Annotated in this window: 25 protein-coding genes and 1 tRNA gene; 10 read left to right on the top strand and 16 right to left on the bottom strand. The window is 68.4% G+C overall.

What is annotated here, in order from left to right; translation table 11 throughout:
- Nucleotides 1-15 precede the first annotated feature (15 nt).
- Nucleotides 16-783: an Lrp/AsnC family transcriptional regulator gene (locus HLAC_RS11710; RefSeq protein WP_015911051.1), complete on the bottom strand. Its 768-nt coding sequence runs from the start codon at nt 781-783 to the stop codon at nt 16-18.
- 434 nt (nt 784-1,217) lie between these two features.
- Here HLAC_RS11710 and HLAC_RS11705 point away from each other — a divergent pair, with 434 nt between their 5' ends.
- The 3 genes from HLAC_RS11705 (at nt 1,218) to HLAC_RS11695 (ending at nt 2,779) form a co-directional block, all read left to right on the top strand.
- Nucleotides 1,218-1,493: a DUF8028 family protein gene (locus HLAC_RS11705; protein ID WP_049933747.1), complete on the top strand. Its 276-nt coding sequence runs from the start codon at nt 1,218-1,220 to the stop codon at nt 1,491-1,493.
- Nucleotides 1,490-1,768, top strand: coding sequence for a DUF7123 family protein (locus tag HLAC_RS11700; RefSeq protein ID WP_015911049.1), 279 nt, complete (start codon nt 1,490-1,492; stop codon nt 1,766-1,768). Before HLAC_RS11705 ends, HLAC_RS11700 begins: the two co-directional genes overlap by 4 nt.
- 159 nt (nt 1,769-1,927) lie before the next feature.
- Complete coding sequence (locus HLAC_RS11695; protein WP_015911048.1) at nt 1,928-2,779, top strand: SDR family oxidoreductase; 852 nt, start codon at nt 1,928-1,930, stop codon at nt 2,777-2,779.
- A 214-nt stretch (nt 2,780-2,993) separates the two neighbouring features.
- Here the strand turns inward: HLAC_RS11695 and HLAC_RS11690 are convergent.
- A tRNA-Val gene (locus HLAC_RS11690) sits at nt 2,994-3,068 on the bottom strand.
- 84 nt (nt 3,069-3,152) lie between these two features.
- On the opposite strand from HLAC_RS11690, the gene HLAC_RS11685 reads away from it, so the two are divergent.
- Nucleotides 3,153-3,662: a hypothetical protein gene (locus HLAC_RS11685; protein ID WP_015911047.1), complete on the top strand. Its 510-nt coding sequence runs from the start codon at nt 3,153-3,155 to the stop codon at nt 3,660-3,662.
- 30 nt (nt 3,663-3,692) lie between these two features.
- On the opposite strand, the gene HLAC_RS11680 is transcribed toward HLAC_RS11685, so the two are convergent.
- From HLAC_RS11680 to phoU, 5 genes are all read right to left on the bottom strand, one after another.
- Nucleotides 3,693-3,971: a DUF7553 family protein gene (locus HLAC_RS11680; RefSeq protein WP_015911046.1), complete on the bottom strand. Its 279-nt coding sequence runs from the start codon at nt 3,969-3,971 to the stop codon at nt 3,693-3,695.
- A gap of 165 nt (nt 3,972-4,136) precedes the next feature.
- Nucleotides 4,137-4,670 carry a cob(I)yrinic acid a,c-diamide adenosyltransferase gene (locus tag HLAC_RS11675; RefSeq protein ID WP_015911045.1) on the bottom strand — a complete coding sequence of 178 codons (534 nt, stop codon included), beginning with the start codon at nt 4,668-4,670 and terminating at the stop codon, nt 4,137-4,139.
- Complete coding sequence (locus HLAC_RS11670) at nt 4,667-4,906, bottom strand: glutaredoxin family protein (RefSeq protein WP_015911044.1); 240 nt, start codon at nt 4,904-4,906, stop codon at nt 4,667-4,669. Before HLAC_RS11670 ends, HLAC_RS11675 begins: the two co-directional genes overlap by 4 nt.
- A gap of 140 nt (nt 4,907-5,046) precedes the next feature.
- Nucleotides 5,047-5,445, bottom strand: a complete 399-nt coding sequence (locus HLAC_RS11665; protein ID WP_015911043.1) for an acyl-CoA thioesterase — start codon at nt 5,443-5,445, stop codon at nt 5,047-5,049.
- Between the two features lie 5 nt (nt 5,446-5,450).
- Nucleotides 5,451-6,125: a phosphate signaling complex protein PhoU gene (phoU, locus tag HLAC_RS11660; RefSeq protein WP_015911042.1), complete on the bottom strand. Its 675-nt coding sequence runs from the start codon at nt 6,123-6,125 to the stop codon at nt 5,451-5,453.
- A gap of 180 nt (nt 6,126-6,305) precedes the next feature.
- Here phoU and HLAC_RS19420 point away from each other — a divergent pair, with 180 nt between their 5' ends.
- The 4 genes from HLAC_RS19420 to HLAC_RS11640 are packed head-to-tail and all read left to right on the top strand — an operon-like array spanning nt 6,306 to nt 12,518.
- Nucleotides 6,306-7,124: a hypothetical protein gene (locus tag HLAC_RS19420; RefSeq protein WP_015911041.1), complete on the top strand. Its 819-nt coding sequence runs from the start codon at nt 6,306-6,308 to the stop codon at nt 7,122-7,124.
- Nucleotides 7,121-8,407 carry a PD-(D/E)XK nuclease family protein gene (locus tag HLAC_RS11650; protein WP_015911040.1) on the top strand — a complete coding sequence of 429 codons (1,287 nt, stop codon included), beginning with the start codon at nt 7,121-7,123 and terminating at the stop codon, nt 8,405-8,407. Before HLAC_RS19420 ends, HLAC_RS11650 begins: the two co-directional genes overlap by 4 nt.
- The gene (locus tag HLAC_RS11645; RefSeq protein WP_015911039.1) at nt 8,379-12,062 is read left to right on the top strand and encodes a UvrD-helicase domain-containing protein; all 3,684 of its coding nucleotides are present in this window, start codon (nt 8,379-8,381) and stop codon (nt 12,060-12,062) included. Before HLAC_RS11650 ends, HLAC_RS11645 begins: the two co-directional genes overlap by 29 nt.
- 60 nt (nt 12,063-12,122) lie before the next feature.
- Nucleotides 12,123-12,518, top strand: a complete 396-nt coding sequence (locus tag HLAC_RS11640; protein WP_015911038.1) for a thioredoxin family protein — start codon at nt 12,123-12,125, stop codon at nt 12,516-12,518.
- Nucleotides 12,519-12,617: 99 nt separating this feature from the next.
- Here the strand turns inward: HLAC_RS11640 and HLAC_RS11635 are convergent, their stop codons facing one another.
- From HLAC_RS11635 to cofD, 8 genes are all read right to left on the bottom strand, one after another.
- Nucleotides 12,618-12,884, bottom strand: a complete 267-nt coding sequence (locus HLAC_RS11635; protein ID WP_015911037.1) for an elongation factor 1-beta — start codon at nt 12,882-12,884, stop codon at nt 12,618-12,620.
- A gap of 2 nt (nt 12,885-12,886) precedes the next feature.
- Nucleotides 12,887-13,066, bottom strand: a complete 180-nt coding sequence (locus tag HLAC_RS11630; RefSeq protein WP_004047107.1) for an HVO_2753 family zinc finger protein — start codon at nt 13,064-13,066, stop codon at nt 12,887-12,889.
- Between the two features lie 83 nt (nt 13,067-13,149).
- Nucleotides 13,150-14,385 (bottom strand): tripartite tricarboxylate transporter permease, encoded by a 1,236-nt coding sequence (locus tag HLAC_RS11625; protein WP_015911036.1) that lies wholly within the window; start codon nt 14,383-14,385, stop codon nt 13,150-13,152.
- Nucleotides 14,386-14,492: 107 nt separating this feature from the next.
- Nucleotides 14,493-14,687 (bottom strand): 30S ribosomal protein S17e, encoded by a 195-nt coding sequence (locus tag HLAC_RS11620; RefSeq protein WP_015911035.1) that lies wholly within the window; start codon nt 14,685-14,687, stop codon nt 14,493-14,495.
- A gap of 90 nt (nt 14,688-14,777) precedes the next feature.
- Nucleotides 14,778-15,425, bottom strand: coding sequence for a DUF447 domain-containing protein (locus HLAC_RS11615; RefSeq protein ID WP_015911034.1), 648 nt, complete (start codon nt 15,423-15,425; stop codon nt 14,778-14,780).
- The gene (locus HLAC_RS11610; RefSeq protein ID WP_015911033.1) at nt 15,422-16,390 is read right to left on the bottom strand and encodes a triphosphoribosyl-dephospho-CoA synthase; all 969 of its coding nucleotides are present in this window, start codon (nt 16,388-16,390) and stop codon (nt 15,422-15,424) included. Before HLAC_RS11610 ends, HLAC_RS11615 begins: the two co-directional genes overlap by 4 nt.
- Entirely contained in the window at nt 16,387-17,217 is an 831-nt protein-coding gene (locus HLAC_RS11605) for a tRNA-dihydrouridine synthase (protein WP_015911032.1), read from the bottom strand. Before HLAC_RS11605 ends, HLAC_RS11610 begins: the two co-directional genes overlap by 4 nt.
- The gene (gene cofD, locus HLAC_RS11600; protein WP_015911031.1) at nt 17,214-18,248 is read right to left on the bottom strand and encodes a 2-phospho-L-lactate transferase; all 1,035 of its coding nucleotides are present in this window, start codon (nt 18,246-18,248) and stop codon (nt 17,214-17,216) included. Before cofD ends, HLAC_RS11605 begins: the two co-directional genes overlap by 4 nt.
- Before the next feature lie 251 nt (nt 18,249-18,499).
- Here cofD and HLAC_RS11595 point away from each other — a divergent pair, with 251 nt between their 5' ends.
- Nucleotides 18,500-19,210 carry a DUF2270 domain-containing protein gene (locus HLAC_RS11595; RefSeq protein ID WP_015911030.1) on the top strand — a complete coding sequence of 237 codons (711 nt, stop codon included), beginning with the start codon at nt 18,500-18,502 and terminating at the stop codon, nt 19,208-19,210.
- A 126-nt stretch (nt 19,211-19,336) separates the two neighbouring features.
- Here HLAC_RS11595 and HLAC_RS11590 read toward each other — a convergent pair whose 3' ends face one another.
- On the bottom strand, nt 19,337-20,257 hold the full coding sequence (locus HLAC_RS11590; RefSeq protein WP_015911029.1) for an isoaspartyl peptidase/L-asparaginase: 921 nt from the start codon (nt 20,255-20,257) through the stop codon (nt 19,337-19,339).
- 133 nt (nt 20,258-20,390) lie between these two features.
- On the opposite strand from HLAC_RS11590, the gene HLAC_RS11585 reads away from it, so the two are divergent.
- Nucleotides 20,391-21,962: an HTTM domain-containing protein gene (locus tag HLAC_RS11585; protein ID WP_015911028.1), complete on the top strand. Its 1,572-nt coding sequence runs from the start codon at nt 20,391-20,393 to the stop codon at nt 21,960-21,962.
- Nucleotides 21,963-22,244: the final 282 nt, after the last annotated feature.

The following is a 22,244-nucleotide window of genomic DNA, read 5'->3' as shown; positions in this document are numbered from 1 at the left end:
TGAAAAACGGAGGGCTTAGGAGGCCGACGACTCGGCGGCCTCCTCCGGTGCGACGAACGCCGTCAGGTGCTCCTCCGCCGACGCGTCCTTCGGGAGCACCGTCACCACGTCGTTCGGACGGATCGTTGTCTCGTCGGCGGGATGGATGATCGACCCCTCGCGCTCGATCGACGTCACGACCGTGTTTGCAGAGAGGATTCCTTCTTCGCGGGCCGCTGTCGGTGTGAGTCCGACGATCGGTGCCTCGTCGGTCACGCAGACCTCGATCACGGCGGTCCCGTCGGCGAGGGTGACAGTATCGGTGACCACGGGGTGCGCGGCGTCGTCTGACAGAAATCGCGAATACGGTGTGTGCAGTTCGGTCTGGAGCAGCTCCTCGTCCTCGATGCGGATGTCGAGGCCCGAGAGCTCCCGGGCGATCTCCCGGAGATCGCTGGTCTCCTCGCCGACCGCGACGACCTGCAGATCGCGGCGCCCAGCCATCAACACGCGGACGTTGATCACGCCGGGGATCGACCGCGCCGCCAACGCCAGCCGCTCCCGCTCGTCCGCCGGAACGGTGCACATGAAAACCGACGTAAGGCGGCCGTCGGCCTGCTCGAAGTCGACGATGGCAGTGTACCCGCGGATCACGCCCTCCTCCTCCAACCGCTCGATGCGGTTCCGGACCGTCGCCGCGGACACGTTTAGGCCCTCCGCGATCATCGGCGCGGACGTATTCCGCGCGTCGGACATCAGCGCGTGCAGTATCCGACGGTCGATCTCGTCAAGGTGATGGCTCATGGCCGATCACGTCTCCGTCCGATCGGCGGACGGCCGTCGCGCGCACAGGGGGCCGTGCGAGCGCGCCGTCCCATACATTCCATACGAGAACACACCCGCTAGACGGTAATATGGCTTACCCACGGTGGATCGCTCAGGACGGATCGCCTCCCGACCACGCCCGGACCCACCACAGATCGGTACGCGGACCTGCCACAGCGACGCGACGACAGATATTCCACGTTCTGCCGAATCGACTTCGGTTGGAAAACAAGCGCCTGAAAAGAATTTGTAAAGTGTATTACGGTCTCTGGAAGCGTTTTAAACGGTCGAAAAACGCGATGAACGGTTCGGAACTCACCGCGGAAAATCGTTAATCCGGCTGAAGACGCGCCAACGCTCTGGCCCTTATATGCAATCGGCGCTCCATGCATCGAGCGACGACGGTGTTCCCCATGTCAAGCCAAACGTCCCCCTCATCTATCCGGGCGCCGATTCAGATCGGGTCCAGCGTGTCGACCGCCTGTTGGAACAAAGCGATCGCGGGCGTTCGCGCCGCGGCGTTCTGGGCGGCGGTCGTCCTCCCGCTTGCGTACGTCCCCGCGGCGTACGGCGTGATGGGCTTCGAGGGCGCGTGGAGCGCGATCGCGCTCATCGCCGTCCACATGGCGTGCGTCGTGATCGGCCACGAACACAACACCCCCTCCAACAACCCCTCCACCAACGCATGAGCACCACCCAATCTCTCGCGCAGACGACCGAGCAGTCCACTGAGCAATCCGCCGAATCGCCCGCCTCGAAGGCCGATCGCCTCGCCGCGTTCCTGCGCGAGGAAGCGGCCGACGGCGAGACGTACTTCAAAGCGAAGTTCATCGCCGACGACGTGGGGCTCTCGCCGAAAGAGATCGGTGCGCTGATCGTGCAGCTACAGGATTCGGTACAGGACCTCGAGATCGAGAAGTGGTCGTACACCGGCGCGACGACGTGGCGCGTCTCGACGGTGTAGATCTCACAACAGAACGGTCTCGAACAGCGACCCGACAAAACGCACGGACATGGGCAGCGTCCACCGACGAACCGCTCTCTCCTTCACAGTCCATACAGATAGCGCCGACCTCGCGGCTCGGACACCGAGAATTATCCCTCGGTCGGCCGAACTGGGGGCATGGCACTTGCGGATCCTGACCTCTCAGGCTCAACGGCGTTCATCACCGGAACGACCCGCGGCATCGGCAAACGGCTCGCGCTCGCGCTCGCCGACCACGGCTGTAACATCGTCTCGACGGGCAAGACAACCGACGACGACGACTCCGATCTTGAAGGATCGATCGAGCAGACGGCCCGCGAGGTGCGCGACCGCGGGTCCGAGGCGCTCGCGCTCGAACTCGACCTCCGCGATGAAGCCCGCGTCGAGGCGGTCGTCGAGGAGGCGATCGACCACTTCGGCGAGGTGGACATCGTCATCAACAACGCGAGCGCCATCCAGTTGGCGAACATCGCGGACCTGCCGGCCAATCGGTTCGACCTCCTGACCGAGGTGAACGTCCGCGGGACCCACCTCGTCGCACACGCGTTCGCCGACCACCTCGCGGGGCTCGACGAGGCGTGGCTGCTGTCGAACTCGCCGCCGGTCGTGACTGACCGCTCTCCGGGGAAGGCGCCGTACGCGTGGTCGAAGCTCGGAATGTCGTTCATTACGCTCTCGCTCGCCGAGGAGTTGGCTAGCGACGACGTCGGCTGTAACACGTTCTGGCCGGTGACGACCATCGACACCCGTGCGACCCGCTACTTCGGGCTCGGGACCGAGGACGACTGGCGCACCCCGAAGATCGTCTCCGACGCGGTGCTCGAAATCCTCTCGCGCGATCCGTCAGCGTGTACGGGCAACAGCTTCTACGACGAGGACCTGCTCCGTGAGGCGGGCGTCACCGACTTCTCGCCGTACAACCTCACCGACAGCGACCCGGCGCCGATGTCGGCGCGGCTGTTCGATCCGGAGTTCGAACGGGAGGTGTGACCGTGTTGTGAGCGTCGCGATCGTGGTAGTAACGCACGCGGAATCTGTCGCTAGTCGAGGAATTCAACGGCGTCGAGAAAACGAACGTGGGGGCGGATTCGAACCCCAGTCACTCCGCTCGCTGGCGCTCGCTTCGTTCCCTGGTTCGAATCCGCAGCACCATTTTGTCGACACGGACTCCTCGCTGCGCTCGTCGTTGCGGTATCGACAAAAATGGGTTGGGGCGGATTCGAACCGCCGACCTGCTCCGTGTGAAGGAGCCGTCATAACCTGGCTAGACCACCAACCCGCTCGTGTCGACGTATCCGACCTCTGGACTTAAGAGTTACCTTACGGCGAAGATTCTTTCGCCGAGCGCGCGAACCGACCCGCCGTGACTCACGAACTCCGGTTCCTCGAACGCCTCCGTCAGCACGCGACGAGCCTGCTCCACCTCCCGCTGTCGGCGATCGGGCTCTACGCGGAGCGGGAGACGCCCCGCGACCAGTACGCGCTCACGCTCCGGGAGCCGTACCCGATCGTCGAGGCGCGGCTCCACCGGCTCGGATTCGTCCGCAATCTCGTCTCGTCGCTCAAGTTCCGCGACTACGCTATGCCGCCCGAGACCTCGGTCGCGAGCTGGGTCCGCTACCCCGACGGGGCGCTCGCAAGCAACCGCCAACTCCACCTCGCGCTGTTCGTCGGCCCGGACCGCGAGACGACCGACGTGTACGCACATTGGGAGCCCTCGTGGATCCGGCACCCGATCCGGCACTACCGTGCGATCGACGTCGACGCCGAGACGGGGATCGCACGGACGAGAAGGCTGTTCGAGCGCGCCGACATCGAGTACACCGTGGTGCCGGCGGCGGAGCGGCTCGCCGTCACGGACGACACGGTTTAAAAGCGGCAAATCGTGTCCGACCCGGCTGCCCTACTCCGCTTTGGCGACGTTGCGGCCGCGATACTCGACGATGCGCTCGCGTGCCGCCGCCACCGCCTCGCGGGCCTCGCCCTCCGCGCGCTCCTCCAGTTTCTTCAAGTCGGCCTGAAGCCGGTCGAGCCGCGAGGGCTCCGGCTCCCCGTCGTCGACGATGCCGACGAGATCCTTTACCCGAGCCTCGACCGGCTCTAGCTCCTCTTTCACGCCCGCCTTCGCGTGTTCCGCCGCGCGACCGAGGTAGTACCGTGCGTCTTCGAAGTGCTTGCTCATATCTGTCCTTTCGCATGCGACTGATATATTCTTTGTGGCGGTCCATCGAGGTCAGATTGACGCGATCGCATCGTCGTTGGTTCGGAATCCGTCTTTGCGAGGCTGTACGTCGAAAAATCGGAGAGAAACGCGGGAGAAACGCGGGAGAAGCGCAGGAGAGCGAGGTCAGTAGGTCGGCGACTCCTCGGGTTCGCCGTCGCGCGCGTTCGCGACGCGACCGAGCGTGAACAGCAGGTCGGAGAGTCGGTTGAGGTAGGTGACGGTCATCTCGTTGATCGGTTCCGAGCGCGCCAGTTCGACGACTCGACGCTCCGCTCGGCGGGTCACCGTGCGGGCGTGATGGAGGCGGGCGCCCGCCTCGCCGCCGCCGGGGAGAATGAACGAGCGCAGCGGCTCCAGCTCCTCGTCGAGCGCGTCGATGCGTGCTTCGAGCGTCTCGACGTGCGCGGCCTCGATCGCGGGGTCGTCGGGGTCAGGATCCGGGTTCGCGAGGTCGGCCTGCACGACGTGGAGGTGGTTCTGGACCGTCTCCAGCAGCTCGTCGAGGTCGTCGTGGCCGGTCGGGCGCACCGTTCCGATCAGCGCGTTCGCCTCGTCGACCGTCCCGTACCCCTCGATCCGGGGGCTCGCCTTCGACACCCGGCTCATGTCCCGGAGATCGGTGTCGCCCTCGTCGCCGCGGCCGGTGTAGATGGTCATACGAGGCTCCGCTCGACGTACTCCAAGATGTTCGCGCTCTCGGACATCGTCACGCCGCGCTCCTCGTCGATCAGGACCGGGACGCCGCGCTGACCGCTGATTCGCTTCACCTCACTGCGGTCGGAGTGGAGCGCGTCGACCCACTCGGTCTCGTACGCGACGCCGGCCTCGTCGAGCGCGTCGGACACCTTCTCGCACCACGGACACCCGTCGAGCGCGTAGAGTTGAATCGCCATGTCCGACCGATCGGCACGCGGCGGCAAGAAGGTAGGGTGTCGCCGGCGGGTGAGCGGTGAGAAGATAGCGGCGGGCGGTGAGCGGACAGCGGTGAGCGGACAGCAGTGAGCGGCGAGGAGACGGGCGGACTCTTCGGCCGTCAGAGCCCGTGGTACGACTCGATGTCCGACCGGTGCTCGTCGGGGATCGGGGCGGGCTTGCCGGAGTCCGGATCGAGGCTCACGAGCGTCGCTTCCGCCTCGGCGACGACCTCGCCGTCGGTACGGATCTCGTGGGTCATCGTCACGCTGGAGGTGCCCATCTCTGCGATATCGATCTCGACGGAGACAGTCCCGTCAGTCAGCTCGACCGGGCGGCGGAAGTCGATCGACAGCGACGCCAACACCGTCGCCAGCGCGGAGAGGTCGGCGTCGAGCACATCGCGGAAGTACTCGGTTCGCGCCTGCTCGATGTACGTCGCATACACGGCGTTGTTGACGTGGCCCATCGCGTCGATATCGCGAAATCGAACGTCGATATCGGTGGTGTAGGTGTTCACGGCGGTCAGTACAGCAGCTCGTCGTCGTTCTCGATCATGTACAGCGAGCGCGCCGCGATGTTGACCGCGTGGTCGCCGACGCGTTCGAGGTCGCGGATTGTCAGCAGGAGTCGCGAGACGTTCCGCATCGTTCCCTCGAGGTCCGTCTCCTCCCGGAGCTCGTTGCGTTCGATCAAGTCGCGCACGACGAGTTCGCTCGCGGCCTCACAGGCGGCGTCGACGTCGTCGTCCGCCTCGGCGACCGCGAAACAGCGCTCAGAGTCCGACTCGGCGTAGGCGGCCATCGCGTCGTCGAGCATCGCCAGCGTGTCGTCGCCGATGCGCTGCACGTCGACGTCGGGGAACACCTCTCGGTCGGCCTGCTTGGCGTACTCGCCGAGGTTCGTCGCGAGGTCGGCGATCCGTTCGAGATCGGTGATGATCTTGAACGAGGCGGCGATGAAACGCAGATCGCCCGCGACCGGCTGCTGGAGGGCGATGAGGTCCGTACACTGCCCCTCCAGTTCGAGGTAGAGATCGTTGATCTCCGCGTCGCCGGTGATGACTTTCTCGCCCAGTTCGCCGTCCTGACGCTCCAAGGCGTCGAGTCCCATGCGGAGCCGATCGGCGACGAGCTCGCTCATGTAGAGCACGTCGTCCCGGAGCCCCTCCAGTTTCGTTTGGTACTGTTCGCGTGGCATCGTGTTAGCGTATCACCCTCTCCGAGCGTATAAAAACACGTCGCCGACCGAACGCCTGCAAACGGACGGGCCGAGCGCCGTCACCGCCTCGACCGCCTCGACCTCGAGCCGATCTGCGACCGACAACGGTTCAGGCAAGGAGGGTGAACGGGCGGCGACGACGGATACCACATCGGATCAATGGATGCAACGGACACACACCACGACTGGACGCCGGACCAACTGACGCTTCACGTTGGTGACGAAGAGCGGCTGTTCGACAGGGCTCGGCGACGCTCGCAGCCGACTGAACTCGTCGTTTCCCCAGTTGAACTCCACCAGCGGAACATCCAGCGCCGGCTCCGCGAGGCGCGGCTGCCGAAGGACGCCTTCCGCTTTGCGGACCCGGTCGGGATCTGTGTCCGCGTCTTGGAAACGGCGGGCCGTCCGACCGCTGCCGTCGACCGCGTCGATCGCCTCTCGTTGATCCGGTCGATCCTCGAAGCCGGAGGGTCTGACGAACCGACCACACTCTCTCTTCCGACCGGAGCCGCGCCGGGGGACCCGCAGCGGATCGAGCAGATCCGAACCGACGTGGAAGCGATCACCAACTTCCACCCGGACCGGCTCGCGGCCTGGGGTGAGACGGCCGACAAGATCGACGAGCCGATCGACGACGAAGCGGAGACGATCCTCGAAACCGGCCTCGGTGCCGAACGCGAACTGCGGGAGAGAACCACGAAAGCCGTCTCGGAGACGGCGCTCTTGCGCCGCGCGACGCGGTCGATCACGGCGACAAACGGGTCGGCGTGGGCGGAGGCGTTCCCGGAGATCGAACGGCTCACGCTGCTCGGGCTCAGCAGCCTGTCAGCGCCGCATACCGACCTCGTCCACGGGCTGTTGGCTGCCACGTCCCTCACGGTCCACGTTCACTTTCGGGAGGGAACCGGCGAGTACCTCCGGGGCCGAGTCCCCGATCTCCTCGCTATCACCGATCCCGGAACGGAGGCGTTCGAGTGACGGGATCCGACCGGCTCGCGCTCTCGGCACCGATCGACACGCCCGACGTACCGACGATCGAGATCGCGTCGCCGACGCGTCGGGACGAGGCGCGCAGCGCGATGGCGGTGGCGGCCGCGCTCCGGGACAGCGGCGTTCCAGTCCGGGACATCGCTGTCGCGGTCCGCGACCTCGATCCGTACGAGGAGCCGCTGTTCCGGGCGGCGCTCCAGTACGGGATCGCACCGGTGTTCTGGACGCAGCTCCGCGTGACCCGGACCCGCCCGTACGCCCTCGTCGAATCAGTGTGCGGGGCGCTGGCCGGGGACACCGTGGACCGCGAGACACTGCTGCGTCCGCTCGAACTCCGGTGGTCGCCGCCGGGATCGGGTGGTTCGTCGGGCTCAGCTCCCCCGCCGGCGGAATGGCCGATCGAGCCTGCGGCGGTACACCGGGCAAGGATCATGCTCCCGAACGGGCCACGATCGATCCCCGAGTGGATCGAGGTGATCGACTCGACGGACGGCGCCGACGACCGCATCCGGCGGTTCGCCGAGTGGATCGCCGCCGCTCCGCCGCTGGAGCCGGTCTCGGTCGCCTCGCTGCTCGGCGAGGTGGTGGAGGGGTACGCCGAACGCGGGCTTCCAGAGACGAAGGTCGCGGACTCGCCGGCGTTGCTCGACACCGAGACCGACGCGCGGGCGATCGTGCGGGTTCGTACCCTCGTCCGACAGCTACGACACAAGTTTGCCGACCGTCTTGAAGAGGACGCAATTGAGCGCTCGTGGGCCGATGTCGCCGATCTCGCCGGCGTGATCGCTACACAGCGCCCCGGTCGTCGGGAGCACTCGAACGCCCGCGCGCTCGACGTTTTCGAGGCGAACGACATCTGGGCGCTTGACGTCCCGTACGTGATCGGTGTCGGAATGACGGCGGAAGAGTGGCCACAGCCGTCGCGGTCTCCGCTGCCTCCGGAGTTCCAGGAGGCGATCCTCCGGGGGGAGGGAGCGACGGGGACGCTCGCGCCGCAGCCGGCGTGGGTCGGCGGCCGCGACCGCGATCAGTTCGGGGACGTGCTCCGGGCGGCGGGGCGGTGCGTCGTCTTCACCCGACATACCCGAACGTCCGGCGGCGACGACGTGGCCCGCTCCCCGCTGCTCGATCACCTCGATACGCGGCGGGTCTCTGAAGATGCCCGGCGGCGGCTGATCGGGACGGAGCGGGAGCTTCCGCCGGAACTGCGGGCGGTCGTCGGTGACGGATCGGAGCGAGGCGATGGAGAGTCGGAGGGAAACCGTGAGTGACGATGGTGGTGACGGCGACGGCGACGCTGACCCCATCCGATTACGGGGCGCACAGCGGGAGATCAGGGACGCGTACTTCGCGTCCGATTCCGGGCTGTTCACCCTCGACTGCGTTCCGGGGGCCGGCAAATCGGTCGTCGCCCACCACGTCGCCGCCGAGGACATCCTCCGCCGATACGCGGCCGGGGACCCGACACCTGAACAGCACGTCACGGTCGTCTCGTTTAACCGCGACGAGGCGGCCGACATCGTCCCGGCGATCTGCGATCGGTTGCAGGCGATCGTCGAACACGACCTCGTCCCCACCGCGGCCGACATCTCTGGGGCAGAGCTACGATACCTCCGACAGCGCGTGCGACAGGCCCCTTACGCGGGCACCATCGATGGACTCCTGCGCGAGATATTCCGGGAATTCGCGCGCGATATCGGTTTCGACGAGATGCCGTCGGTCGGGAACGACGCGCTCTTGAAACGGGTCCACCGCGACTGCTACGAGTCGCTCCGAAACGACCCGGAGCACGCCCGGCGGCTCCGCGACCTCGAAGCCGCGTATCCGGACGGCGAGTACGACGAGGGCGTCGACGAAATGCTGGCGGACGCGCTGACGTACTGCCGCGATCGACGCCTCTCGACCGAGGCGTTCCGGTCGGAGCTGGAACAGACACGCGATTCGGCGTATCCCGGCGGGAAGCCGGACTCGTTCGACGATATCGTGCGATCCGTCGAGCGATTTGCCAACGGTGACGAAAACGCTAGCGAGGGAACCGGCGAACGAGTCCGGGAGACGGTGATCGGCCCGGACCGAGAGCGCCTGCTCGACGCCGACCGCGAGCTGTACGACGCGTGGGACGCGCGCATCGACGACTTCTGTACCGTCCTCTCGGCGTACCGGACCCGTTACCGGGCCGCAGTTCGGGAGTACGGTGCGGTCTCGCACACGGACGTCGCCTCCCTCGTGGACGCGTACTTCGACAGGTCTGGCGAGCGATCGGACCTCCCCGAGCCGCTCCGCTCCGTCGACGGCTCACACCGTGATCGGGTCCTCCGGACGTACCGGTCGCGGATCCGGAGTCTGGTCATCGACGAGGCACAGGACGTGTCTGCCGTCCAGCACGCCGCGCTCTCGCACGTCGTAACGAGCGAGTCGCGCGTGTTCGCCTGCGGCGACGGCCTCCAAGGGATCTACCTGTGGCGACACGCCGACCCGCGGTGGTTCGCCGCCGCGACGACCGAGGGGACGTACCTCGGTGTGGACTGGGACACCCACGAGAACCGGACGGCGACCACCACCTATCGGTGCGTGCCCGATATCGCCGCAGGGATCAACGCTATCGCCGAGCCGGTGTTCTCCGACCCAGCTCGCGGGAACCTCGGCGACCTCGACGCCTCGTACCCGCGGTTGGACGCGGCTCGCGACGGCGGCGAGGGCGGCGATGGAGCCGCGGTCCACGTCTCGTCGTTCGCAGGCATCGGTCACCCCGGCTCCGCGATGTGGGCGGACCCCGACGGGGAGCTCGGGGAGGCGAACATGCTCGCGACCCACATCTCGCGGGGGCTCGCCGACGGAACCTTCTGCAACGACGACGGCGACCCGCTCGGCGTCACGGTGCTGTTCCGCCGCGGGACGCGGATGCCCGAGTACGAGGCGGCGTTCGCCGCGGAAGGCCTCCGGGTCCGCACTGCGACCGACGCGCTGTTCGACTGCCCCGCCGTCGAGACGGCGCTCGCCGCTTGCGAGTGGCTGACCGCGCCCGGCTCTCCGCAGCGCACGAGCAAACTCCTCACCGAGTCTCCCCTGAACGCCGCGTTTGACGCGGCCCCGTTCGAGTCTCGGTCGTGGGACCTCGATCGGGTGCTCGACGACGACCCGGCCGCCGTCGGGGAGGAACAGCGGGGGATCCTCCGCGGACTCGTCCGACTCCGCGATCGGAGCGACGCCTTCGGCCGGCTCCCGGCGAGCGAGTACGTCGAGGACGTAATCGAGGCGCTCGCGCTGCGGGCCGATCCGAACGGGTGCGTCGGCGACACCGATCCGGATCAGCGGGTCGCCAATCTGGACGCGCTCGTCGAGACGCTCTCCGAGTGGGAGGGAGACAATAGCTACTCGCCGTCGGAGCTGGTCGACCTCGCGGAGCCGTTCCGCGAGGACCCCGGCGTCGGCCCGACGCAGCCGAGCGCGGCCGGCGCCGCCTACGACGTCGAGTTCCGCACGATTCACCGAGCCAAGGGGGACCAAGACGACGTCGTCGTCGTCGCTGACCCCGGGTTCGACATCTGGTCGCACGGTCCCCACGCCCGGTGGTTCGTCGCGCAGGGACCGCTCGCGGGGCTGGCCCCGCCGACGAACACGGAGGTGCCCGACGACATCGCTATCCCGCCGTTCGACGGCGGGCTGTACGGCGTCGGGGACGACTGGGACCGCGACGCCGGGCTCCGCTGGGCGACGGCCCGCTGGCGGGACACCGTGTCCACATCCGTGTCCGATTCTGCGTCTGACTCCGCGAAGGATTCTGGGTCCGACTCCGCGAAGGATTCTGGGTCTGACTCTGCAAACGATTCCGCGGATCGCGACGCGCTCGTCGGTCCGGACCGGCTCCGCCGCGTCGCGGGGAACGAGCGTGCCGAGGCGTGGCGGCTGCTGTACGTGGCACTGACGCGGGCTCGGGACCACCTCGTTGTTCCGCTACCCCGCTCGAATCTGGAGGAAGACCGGACCCGGGACCGGTGGCTCGACGCGATTCGCGACGGGCTGGCGTTCCGACGCGGCGGCACCGACTCCTACGAGCTGCTGCTCGACTCGGATCCGAACCGGGACGCGATCGAGATCGGCGTCAACGACGCGGATCTGTTCGCTCGGCGTGCTCGTCCGGCTCCTCGGACCGGGCGCGACGAGGCCACTGAATCCCCCCCACGGCGAGACCGGCTCGACCCGTGGGTCCCTCGATTCCTGAGCCCCAGCACAATGTACCCGCTGACGGAGGATGTGGATCGGTACGCGCTCGCCCACCTGCTGGGCGAGCCGCTGCACACGACGACGAACGAGGTCTCCGGCGATCTCCCTCTCCGATTCGATCGGCTCGGCCCCGAGGCGGTGGGGACGTGTCTTCACGACGCGCTCACGGAACTGGTCGCCCGCGGCGTCGACGAACGGGCGATTCGAACGACGGGACCGGAGGTGCGCACGGCCTTCGACGAGGCCGTGAACGCGATCCCGGAACCGGTCGGCGAGGCCGAACGCGAGGGAATGTTCGCGTTCTTCGAGACAGTCCTCGACGACTTCCTCGACTCCGACCTGTGGGACCGGATCGCAGATCCAGCGACCGTCGTCGACACCGAACGACCGCTGGACGGGCTGGCCGAGGTCGGCGATCTCGGAGTCGAGATCCACGGACGGGCGGACTTCGTCGTGGAATATCCGACCGGAGACCGGTTCGTGACAGACGTGAAGATCGCCCTGACCGAGCCGAGCTCCGAGACACGACGGCGATACGAGCTCCAGATCGCTGCGTACGCGTTCCTCGCGCGACAGAGCGGTGCGTCCGACGTGCGCGTCCACCGGACCGTCGAGACGTTCGGCGTCGCAACCGAGACGACAGCGACCTCGTGGCCGCCCGATATCGTTCATCGGCGACTGCAACGCTTCCTTGGCCGATGAGGTCGGCTCCGTCGCGATCCGGACGCAAGCCTTTATCACCGCTCGACACCAATAGTGTGCATGAAAAACAATACTGAATCGGGCGCCTCCGAACCTGCGGACGATGTGTCCGGAAGCAGCACATCCACAGAGGTCCGTCGACCGGTATCCCTCGCCGACGAGGACGCACTTGATGCGTTTGTCGCCGACGCGGACGCCGCCGTGATCGAGTTCTACACGGACGGCTGCGGGATCTGCGCAAGCATGGAGCCCGTCCTCGGCAACGTCGCCCGCGAGCTTGACCTCGCCGTCGCCACGGTGAATCCCCGGGACGACCCGCCGCTCGTCGAGCGGTTCGACGTGCGGAGCGTCCCGCTGTTCGTGCTGTTCGTCGACGGCGAGCCGGTCGCACGCCGCGCGGAGGGGTTCATCCCCGGCGACGATCTCACCGCGTGGATCACGGACCACGTCGCGTAGCCCAACGGATTGTACTCCCCGAAGGACCGTACAGCCAACGCTCTCCGATTGCGGTCGGAACGGAAATAGTCGTTTTCGCGTCGCCTACAACGAAGCCGCCTAGAGGCGACCGACGTTCTCGACGGCGACGGATTCGACGCCGTCGACCTCGTTGAACGCCTCCTCGACGGCCTCGGTGCCGCCCGCGCCGTCAGGGACGATGACGGTGGGGAGGAGGGCGACGAGCCCGAACGCGACATCGTCGCGCTGGAAGCCGCGGATCTTCGCGCCCTGCGGGAGCGACTCCTCCAGCCGGTCCTGCAGATCGTCGAGGTCGATATCGGGGCTGTTCGGCATGACCTTGATCTTGGCGGCGACGTCTCCCATTGTTAGGGCCCCCGGAAGCCGCAGTCGGGACACTCGTAGAGGTTGCTCTGCTTCCGGCACTTTGCGCACCGGTGGATCGTCTCCCCGCAGTCGGGGCAGGAGAACCGCGCGGCGTTCATCCCGGCCACCTGGATGCCACAGGAGACACACTGTCGGGTGCCCTGCGTTTCACTCTCGCTCATACATGAACCACCACCGCGCGACTTTTAACCGTTGTTCTTTGCCTTCGCCCTCCGTACGTCCGGTTGCGACGAGGTACCGTGGTTCACCCGGCGATAAGCGGCCCGATCAACACTCCCATCAGGTGCACCCGTCGCGCGCCGACCCGCGGCGGGACGAGCCCCAACGCCCCGGCGACGACGAACACGCCGATCCCGACTGTGCCAGCGAACGCGTAGGATATCCCCACGAGCAGCGCCAGCACGCCGATCGACAGCCGCGTGTAGTCCGCGTTCCCGACGACTCGGAGGTACGCGTCGCCGACGAGCAACACGAGCGCGAACCCGCACGCCGCGGCGGTCGCGGCCGCGACGAGCAAGATCGGGAGCGCGAAGGGGACCTCGGCGCGGTCGATCGCGACGGTCACCCCCGTTCGGGGCGTCCCGAGCGCGACGAGCGCGAACAGCGCGAAGATCGTGTTCGCCGTGTTCGCGCCGCTGGTGGCGACGACGAAGCCGCGGTCCGACTCTTCGCGCGGGACCGCCGGCAGCGCCGCGACCGCTGCGATAGCCGCGGAGATGCCCGGCACGTACCCGACGACCGCGCCCGCGAGCGACCCGCCGCCCGCGCTGATTCCGAGCCCGCGACGGCTCATCGCGATCCGGGCGTCGGCCTGTGGCGGCACGCCCCCGCCTCCCATCGCGTCGATAAGCACCGGAGCGCCGAACAGCCCGGCGAAAAGGGGCGCGAGGACCCCGCCGGCGTCAAGCGGCGCCGCGGGGTCGACATCGAGGGTTGCAAAGCCGAGCGCGGCGCTCGCGAGGAAGGCGACGAGCCCGCCGATCGCGGCCCGCTTCGACGACTCGGTAAGCACAAGAAAAGCGACCACACCGCCCAAAAGCAGCGGGAGGTGGTTCCTCACGACGGGGTAGCCGCGGATCATGACCCACGTGATCGGAATCGCAAGCGGGACCGCGAGCGCGACCGCTAGCCCCGATCCGACCGCGGACAGCCGGACCGCCTCGCGGCCGCGCCCCGCCACGACGAGCCGGTGGCCCGGTAGCGCGGCGACGGCCGTGGCCGCGTCCGGGACGCCGAGCGCGAGCGCGGGCACGATGTCGAGGAAGGAGTGGACCACGCCGGCGCCGAGCATCGCGACGCCGACGAGAAGTGGGTCCGCCGACACCGAAGGAGCGAGTCCGGCCAGAAGCAGCGCGAAGTTGTTGGCGTGGAGCCCCGGCACGAGCCCGCTCGCGGTCCCGAGCGCGACGCCCCCGCACAGGAACGCCAGCGCCGCCGCCGCGAACCCCGGATCGACGACGGGTCTGACCAGCGCGTCCATCGCGACGAGGTGGCCGCGGCTTCCGGGATAAACGTCGGGAGCGGCCGATGAGACCGGGCGCTACGGCTCGACGGAAACGAAACGAACCGGCAGAAACTCGAACCCGCTTACGCCTTCTGAGCCGCCTGCGCCTTCTTCTGGGTGACGTAGCCGGCGATCCGGTTGCGGACGCCCTTCGACTCGACGGTCGTCAGCGTGGTGACGCTGTCCTTGTTCGTCTCGAAGTCCGTATTGAACGAGTCGGGGTACCGCTCCAGCAGGACGTTCCCGAGCTGCTTGATGTACTTGGGTTTGATGGCCATATCGAGCGATACCGCCGGCCCGAACTAAAAGGGTTCGTTACGCCGCGAGCGGGCCGCAGGCGCACTCGCGTCGATCGCGTTCCCGATCCGTTACTCCTCGTCGTCCCCCGCCCCCGTTGCGCCCCCCGCCCGCTCCCGCCACCCGGTCGCCTCGTCGATTCTGGCGAACGCCTCGCGCTCGGCTGGGCCGCCGCACCGCTCGACAACGTCCGCGAAGTAGCGTAGTCGGTCGAGGAGTTCCGCCGTGTCGAACCCCGGCACGTCCAGCCGCGAGGCGGCCACCGTCGCGTCGATGACCGCGCTGAATCCCCGGTTTATTGTCGGAACGCGCTCTCTCACGACCGCGTGCTCGACCGGATCGAGCGCCCACGTTCGGATCGTCGTGTCGCCCTCGGTCTCGCTCGCGACCTCCTCGACGGTCACCTCGACCCACGCGTCGGCGGTCGGCAGCACCGGGTCGTCGACCTCGCGGACCGTCAGCGCGGCGTCGACGAACGTCCGCGGGTCGCTCGTGAACTGCACGACGCCGCCCCCGCGCTCGGTGAAGTTCCGCCACGTTCGGGTGCGCCCGTACGTCCGCGCGGTGACGGGGTCGCTCGGATCGTCCGGCGCGTGGAGCCCGAGCGCCGCGACGTTCCAGCGGTCGTTCGGCCCGAGCGTCGTCACGATCGACTCGGTGACGCCCCGGAGGGCGACCGGCCAGCCGTCGGGGCCGGAAGCGGTGCTGTCGTCGCTCACGGCGACACCTCAGCCCCATGCCGGAGGGCGACGTACAGCGCCGCACAGGTGAGGTCGGCGGTCGTCCCGGGGTTGATCCCCTCGTCGACGAACGCGGCCGCCAGTTCCTCCGCGGCGTCGAGGTCGGCGTCGTGGACCGCGGTGGCATCGATGTCCCCGGAAGTCGAGCGGTCCCCGCCCAGCAGCGCGGCCGCCCGTTCGCTGGCCTCGCGAGCCGTCTCCGGGCCGTGGTTCGCAGCGACCAGCGTGTCGGGCTCGGCCGCGAGCAGTCCGATGAACGCTCGGGCCGCGCGGTCGGTCAGGGGACCCCCGTCGCTCTGGATCCACTCCGCCGCGCGAAACGTCCGCGGGAATCCCTCGATCCACTCCTGCGCGTTGCGGTCGGGGACTCGGTCGGAGTCCTCGGAGTCGTCAGGATCGTCGGAATCAGTGAGACTGCCGGGGTCGGCCGAGAGGGCCATCACGTCCCGCAGGGTCACGTCCCGCTCCCGGAGTGCGGGGGCCGCGTCGCCCCCGCGCCGCACGTCGAGGTCGTCGGCGTCCGCGGGAGGATCCGCCACCGCGACGTCGACGTGCTCGAACGCGCGGTAGAACGCGACCGCGTCGTCCACGGTCGTCTCTCGGGTCACCCGGTCGACGCTCGCCGGGGAGAGATTTTCATCGTCCCCATCATCCCCGACGCTCGCCCGCACCAGCGGGACGAGCAGGAGGAGACAGCCGAACTGGGTGTTCGTCCCGGAGCGCGCCGCCATCCCCGCGACGCCGCGCTCGAAGGCGCGACCGATCCCCGTCTCCCCGTCCGCGGCCAGTTCGAGCCCCTCGCGGGCGCCGACCGCCCCGCCGAGGAACGCCTCGAACCGCAGGTCGTCGAGGTCGCGATGCCGGTCGACGTTGCCGGGCTTCGGGGTCCCGGCCACCTCCAGCAGGAGCGCGAGGGTGGCGTCGTCGACGGGGTCCGGTCTCACGGCTGCGCCTCCGGGAGGGACGCCTCGCTCTCCTCGGGCAGTTCTCCCTCCCGCCACGCCGATACCGCGTCGGCGATCCGGGAGAGAGACGCGGGGCGCTCGCTGGGTCGCCCGACGCTCACGGCGTCCGCGCCGTACGCGGCGTACTCGGCGACGGTCTCTCGGCCCCGCACGCCGTTGTTAGCGATCACGGTGAGATCGTCGCGGGGAGAACCTGTCTCGTCTGTCGCCCGACCGGCGGTCAGTTCGTCGACGATCCCCTCCGAGTCCATCGCGTCGACGTGGAGCCAGTCGGCGCCCGCGTCGGCGACCGCGTCCGTGACGGCGACGAGGTCGACGCCGGGGACCTCGGCGCGAACCTTCACGCTCGTCGTCGCGCCGGTCTCGGCGACGGCGGCGACGTACTCGGCCAGTCGATCGATGTCCCGGAGAAGCGACTCGCCGCAGCCGACCGCGCGCAGTTCGGACTGCCGGCAGTGCGCGTTCACCTCGCAGACCGCGTCGCGCTCGGCGCAGACCGCCGCCGCCTCGCGAACGGGCTCGACGGTCGCGCTTCGGACGTTGACGCCGGGACGGATGGGGGCCTCAGAGAGCTGGTCGAGTTCGCGATCGATCCACGCGAGCGGGTCCGCGGGGAGGAACTCCGAGCGATCGCGGGCGACGAGGTCGCGCGCGGCGGCCCGACTGGCCGGGTCGACCGCGATCCCTCCGAGAATCGCGGCGTCGGCGTGGGGGGCCGCCGCTCGCGCCCAGTCGGCGTCGGCCGCGCCGCTGAGGCTGGCCGCGACGAGGAACGGGGGCGGGGACTCGTCTCCGCTCGCCGTCACTCCGCCACCTCCGCGTCCGCTTCCGCCTCCGCTCCTTCCACCGCCGCCAGCGCGCGGTCGCACACCCGAGCGACGCGCTCGGCGTCGTCCGCGTCGTCGATCCGGGTATCGGTGCGCTCGACGTGACGGTCTGGGAGGTCGGTCGGATCGTCGTCGTCGAGGACGAACGCGTCCGCGAACGGGTACGCGTCGGCGACGCCCGCGGTCGAGGGGTCGCGGCCGACGCCCGCCATTAGGTCGGCGGCCGGACCCGAGAAGACCTCGTCGCCGATGAACGGCGAGACGGCGACCACGGGGGTCGCGGACAGCGCCGCCTCGACGCCCGGGATCGCGAGCATCGGGCCGATGCTCGTCACGGGGTTGGAGGGGCCGATCACGACGGGCTCTGCGAGGGCGTCTCGGACGACGGCGGTCGGCTCCGCGTCTGCCGCCCCTCGGAACTCCACGTCCGCGACGGCGGGGTCCGCGCGGCGCGCGACCCAGTACTCCTGGAAGTGGATCGTCTCGCCCGCCTCGGTGTGGATCAGCGTCGCGACCGGATCGTCGGACATCGGGAGGAGGTCGACGTCGAGGTCGAAGGCGTCCGCGAGGGTTCGGATCGCCTCCGTGAGCGTGTGCCCCTCGTCGAGCAGGCTCGTGCGCGTGAGGTGGACCGCGCGGTCGCGGTCGCCGATCTCCATGAACTCGCCGACGCCCGAGAAGCGCCGCCACCGGGCGATCTCGCGGCCGGCCGTCTGCGCCTTATCGTCGAGGTATCTGGGGGACGTTCCGAGTCCGACCTGCGTCGCGAGCCGGCGGAGTTCCTCGTGGGTCGTCGTCGTGTCGTCCGCGATCCCCCACCACGTCTCGCGGTCGAGGACGCCGCCACCCGCGAACAGCACGGTGTCGACGTCGGGGCAGACGAGGTGGCCGCCGAGTTCGATATCGTCGCCCGTGTTGGCGACGACCGCAATCTCGTCGGGGTGCCACACGCGGGTCGCCCCGTCGAGGAGCTTCGGCGTCCCCGTGCCGCCGGCGAGAAACGTGACCATACGCGGGCAAGGCGGCGGGCGGATTTGTATCCTCGCCTCCGCGGGCGACGGGGCGGCTCGGGTGGAGTAACGGAGTTATTTATAGCTGATCGACGACGCGCGGTCGGGCTCGCTTTGGTGGGAACACCGATTGCGGTGGTTCACGAGGCTCAGCCGGTGAAACCACGTTGAGCCGCGCTCGAGGAATATCCTAGAACGACAGAGAGCCCGACCGTGGAAGTGCTTTTACCGCTGATACCGTACCGTTCTGTATGGGAGATGACACGCAGAACGACTCCGAACTGGCAGAGGAGACCGAACTTGGCAGCGAAATGGCCGGCCACAGCGCGGAGATGAGTTCAATATTGGGCGACGCCTATCGCGGAGAATTGGACCGGGAGACCACATGGCGATCACGCCTTGATCAGACGACCACGTGGGGGGTAACGGTTGTGGCTGCGATTCTCACGTTCGCGTTTTCCAGTGCCGATAATCCACATTACATCATCCTCGTCGGTATCCTCGCTGTCTCTCTCTTCCTGTTAATTGAAGCACGGCGATATCGTGACTATGACGTCTATCGCTCGCGAGTGCGTCTCTTCCAACAGAATCTGCTTGCGGACGCGCTCGATCCGTCAGAGGGGCTCGAACACGAGGATTGGCGGAGCAAACTCAGTCAGGATTATCGGAGACCGACACTGAAAGTGTCGACATGGGAAGCCACAGCAAACCGCCTTCGGCGAATTTACCTCCCGCTGTTGATCGTTTTACTCGTCGCGTGGCTGTTCCGAATCACGGCGTTCGCGCCAAACGAGAGCTTACTGACGACTGCCAGTATCGCCGTCGTCCCCGGACCGCTTGTCATCGCTGTCATTGCTCTGTATTACATCGCCATGATTGCGATTGTACTCTGGCCTCGGAGCAGGGAGGCGAAAGGAGAGTTCAGGGAAGGGGATCCACAAGAATGGAAAGAGTCCAACTGACAACGGCTACTGGTGCTTGATTGGCCAACTACTCGCGAAACGACTTTGTGAACCCTTCATCGAACGATGGCTGTCGGCCCCCTTTATAAATGTCTGAAGTTTCCGAGCCAATCACGGCGCCAGCGGCTACTGATACGCGATACTCGTCTGCATCCCGTCGGTGTTGAACGCGCTGCCGGCGCCGTCGTCGCCGAGGACGATGACGCCCGCCCCCGATCCGGTGATATCTTCGAACTCGTCGATCGCCCGATCCGCTGCATCCTGCGCGCCGAACCCGTCGTCGAGGAAATCGACGGCCCGCCGCGAGAGCGTCACGCGCGCGATGTCCTCACCGGCGCCCGTCGCGCTCGCGCCGCCGGCCTCGGTACAGAAGAAGCCCGATCCGACCTGCGGTACGTCGCCGACGCGTCCCGCGAGCGCGAACGACCGGCCGCCCGTGGAGGTCGCCGCCGCGAACGTCTCGCCGTCGGTCGCGACCGCACCGACCGTGTCGTGGTCGGGGGCGCGGCCCGCATCGTCCTCGCTCTCCTCGTCGCTTCCCGAGCCCCCGCCGGCCTGATCATCCCCCGAGCCGAACCGCGTCGCCAGCCAGTCGAGGTGCTCACGGGGGCCGCCTTGCGGTGGGTCCTCCGCCTCGTACCGCTCGCGAGTCTCGTCGGTGAGCAGGTCGACGCCAGTCTCGATATCGAACTCGCTTGCGAGATCGACCGCGTGATCCCCGGAGATGAAGATATGCGGCGTCTCCGAGTGGACGACGCGGGCGACGCTCGCCGCGTGCTCGACGCCGGGCATCGAGCAGGCCGCGCCGATCTCGCGGTCGGCGGTCATCACGCCCGCGTCGGTGCGGACGACCCCGTCGGACTGGACCGCACCGCCGACGCCGGCGTTGAACCGCGGGTTCGATTCGAGGACGCCGAGCGCCGCCTCGACCGCGTCGAGGGGCGTGTCGGCGTCGACGCCGCGGCGGGTTGCCTCGTCGAGGGTCGCCTGTCTGGAAGCCGGCTCGTCCGGGACTCCCCCGGCGCCGCCGTGAGCGATGACGCGCATACGCGGGGGTCTCGCGGCGCCCGGATAAGCGCCCGGAAAGCGACGGGGTCGGTTCGTCCTTGCCCCCTCACCTCTCCTCCCGTCTCCCGCCGCCGTAAGACCTATCCACGCTGCTCGGGGAGTCGTCATCATCGTGGACGAACGTCGAGACGCTGCCGTCGACGCCTCCGGATCCGCGGCCGATGGTGCCGGATCCACGATCGACGACGCCGAGCCCTCGGTCCGCGGTCGTCTCCCCGCCGCGCTCCGGCGCCGGATCGGGATCGACGTGCGCGCGCTCGCGGCGTTCCGGATCGCGCTCGGCGCCGTCCTCCTCGTTGACCTCGCGCTGCGCGCCCGGAACTTGACGGCCTTTTACACCGACGCCGGCGTACTCCCCCGATCGCTGCTCGCGGAGTCGTCCCCCCTCGCGCGATTCTCGCTGTACGCGGTCTCCGGTGAGGCGTGGTTCGTCGGGCTGCTGTTCCTCATCGCCGCCGTCGCCGCCGTCGCGCTCGCGGTCGGCTACCGGACACGGATCGCGGCTGCGGTCTCGCTGGTCCTGCTCGCGTCGCTGCAGGCGCGGAACCCGTTCGTGCTCAACGCCGGCGACACGCTCCTCTGGCAGCTGCTCGGGGCGGGCTTGCTGTGTCCCCTCGGCGCGCGCTGGTCGGTGGATGCTGTCCGGAGGCGCGCCGCGTTGGGAGGGCGATCCCTGCCCGAAAGCAGCCGATTTACCGGCCCCCAATCAGCCCTCCTGTTGACCGTCGTCGTCGCGGTCTACGTCTCCAACGCAGTCGTGAAGCTCCGCGGCGAGGCGTGGCCCGCGGGCGAGGCGGTCGGGACCGTCTTCCGCCTCACGTACCTCCACGGCCCGCTCGGGGGACTGATGCCCGAGAGCCCGGCGCTGCTCGCGGCCGTCACCTACGGCTGGCTCGCGCTACTCGTCGCGTCGCCGTTACTCGTCGCGGCCGCCGGACGAGTCCGGGCTGCGCTCGCCGGCATCCTCGTCGCTGCCCATCTCTCGATGGCGTTCACGCTCCAGATCGGCGTCTTTCCGGTGGTGTCGGCGACCGCACTGCTACCCTTCTGTCCGCCGTTCGTCTGGGACCGGATCGAGTCGCTGGCCGCTCCGGAGATCGGGCGGTTCCGGTCGATGGCAGAGCGCCTCCTCCGTTCCCTCCGGTCGACGCGACCCGGATCGACCCTCGTCGATCTGGCCTCCAAAATTGTTCCCGACAGAGCGACCCGCGAACGTCTCGTCGCCGTCATCGCCGCGCTCCTGCTCGTCTCGCTGCTCGCGTGGACCGCCATGGGGGTCGGAGTCGTCGACGCGCCAGAGCCCGTCGTGGCGGTGTCAGATCCGGCCGAGAGCGACTGGGATATGTTCGCGCCGGAGCCGCCGTCGACCGACGCGCTCGTGCTCGCGACGGCGACGACCGCCGACGGCGACCGGACCGATGCGTTGCACGGCGACCCGGTCGCGACCGACCGCACCCCGTCCGACGCGCGGGGATATCCCACCGCCCGCTGGCGGAAGCACTTCTCGCTGCTGTCGGCCGACGATACCGATCGCATCGACGCGACGCTCGCGCACCTCTGTGACCGCGCAGCGGGATTTTCCGGCGCGGAGACGGAGGCGGTGACGGTCTCCGCTGTCGAAGTCGACGTCGTCGGGAGCGAGGAGATCTGGGTCCGAGAAGCCGGTACGCGTGAGTGCCGGTGAGAAAGAGCGTGCGAGCATGGTGAACGCGAGCGATCGGTCCCGACTGACCATTTCTCAGTCTCCCGTGCGGCCGCGTTCAACGTCGCGTTCGCGGTCGCGGTCGCCGCGCCGTGTCTGTTCGCGCCGGACGTTCGTCTGGGGCGGTCGGCGCTACCGATGGCGGTCGCTGTTCGACGTGGAAGTACTGACCGTGTGAGGGCGGCAAAATCGGCCGATACCGGGGCTTTGGCGGCCAGCGGCAAAGCGGCAGGCACTTTACGCGGGTCCAACAACGCACGAACG

The organism is Halorubrum lacusprofundi ATCC 49239 (assembly GCF_000022205.1).
In the GTDB taxonomy this organism is placed as follows: Archaea; Halobacteriota; Halobacteria; order Halobacteriales; family Haloferacaceae; genus Halorubrum; species Halorubrum lacusprofundi.
Note: the sequence above shows the minus strand (reverse complement) of the source record. Positions and strands in the feature narration are given on the sequence as shown.

Coding starts and splice junctions, on each gene's coding strand:
- HLAC_RS11700 (WP_015911049.1), top strand. CDS start 1,490: ATGAGCACCACCCAATCTCTCGCGCAGACGACCGAGCAGTCCACTGAG.
- HLAC_RS11625 (WP_015911036.1), bottom strand. CDS start 14,385: ATGGACGCGCTGGTCAGACCCGTCGTCGATCCGGGGTTCGCGGCGGCG.
- HLAC_RS11595 (WP_015911030.1), top strand. CDS start 18,500: ATGGGAGATGACACGCAGAACGACTCCGAACTGGCAGAGGAGACCGAA.
- HLAC_RS11705 (WP_049933747.1), top strand. CDS start 1,218: ATGTCAAGCCAAACGTCCCCCTCATCTATCCGGGCGCCGATTCAGATC.
- HLAC_RS11670 (WP_015911044.1), bottom strand. CDS start 4,906: ATGGCGATTCAACTCTACGCGCTCGACGGGTGTCCGTGGTGCGAGAAG.
- HLAC_RS11675 (WP_015911045.1), bottom strand. CDS start 4,670: ATGACCATCTACACCGGCCGCGGCGACGAGGGCGACACCGATCTCCGG.
- cofD (WP_015911031.1), bottom strand. CDS start 18,248: ATGGTCACGTTTCTCGCCGGCGGCACGGGGACGCCGAAGCTCCTCGAC.
- HLAC_RS11695 (WP_015911048.1), top strand. CDS start 1,928: ATGGCACTTGCGGATCCTGACCTCTCAGGCTCAACGGCGTTCATCACC.
- HLAC_RS11640 (WP_015911038.1), top strand. CDS start 12,123: ATGAAAAACAATACTGAATCGGGCGCCTCCGAACCTGCGGACGATGTG.
- HLAC_RS11645 (WP_015911039.1), top strand. CDS start 8,379: ATGGAGAGTCGGAGGGAAACCGTGAGTGACGATGGTGGTGACGGCGAC.
- phoU (WP_015911042.1), bottom strand. CDS start 6,125: ATGCCACGCGAACAGTACCAAACGAAACTGGAGGGGCTCCGGGACGAC.
- HLAC_RS11680 (WP_015911046.1), bottom strand. CDS start 3,971: ATGAGCAAGCACTTCGAAGACGCACGGTACTACCTCGGTCGCGCGGCG.
- HLAC_RS11635 (WP_015911037.1), bottom strand. CDS start 12,884: ATGGGAGACGTCGCCGCCAAGATCAAGGTCATGCCGAACAGCCCCGAT.
- HLAC_RS11590 (WP_015911029.1), bottom strand. CDS start 20,257: ATGCGCGTCATCGCTCACGGCGGCGCCGGGGGAGTCCCGGACGAGCCG.
- HLAC_RS11710 (WP_015911051.1), bottom strand. CDS start 783: ATGAGCCATCACCTTGACGAGATCGACCGTCGGATACTGCACGCGCTG.
- HLAC_RS11620 (WP_015911035.1), bottom strand. CDS start 14,687: ATGGCCATCAAACCCAAGTACATCAAGCAGCTCGGGAACGTCCTGCTG.
- HLAC_RS11630 (WP_004047107.1), bottom strand. CDS start 13,066: ATGAGCGAGAGTGAAACGCAGGGCACCCGACAGTGTGTCTCCTGTGGC.
- HLAC_RS19420 (WP_015911041.1), top strand. CDS start 6,306: ATGGATGCAACGGACACACACCACGACTGGACGCCGGACCAACTGACG.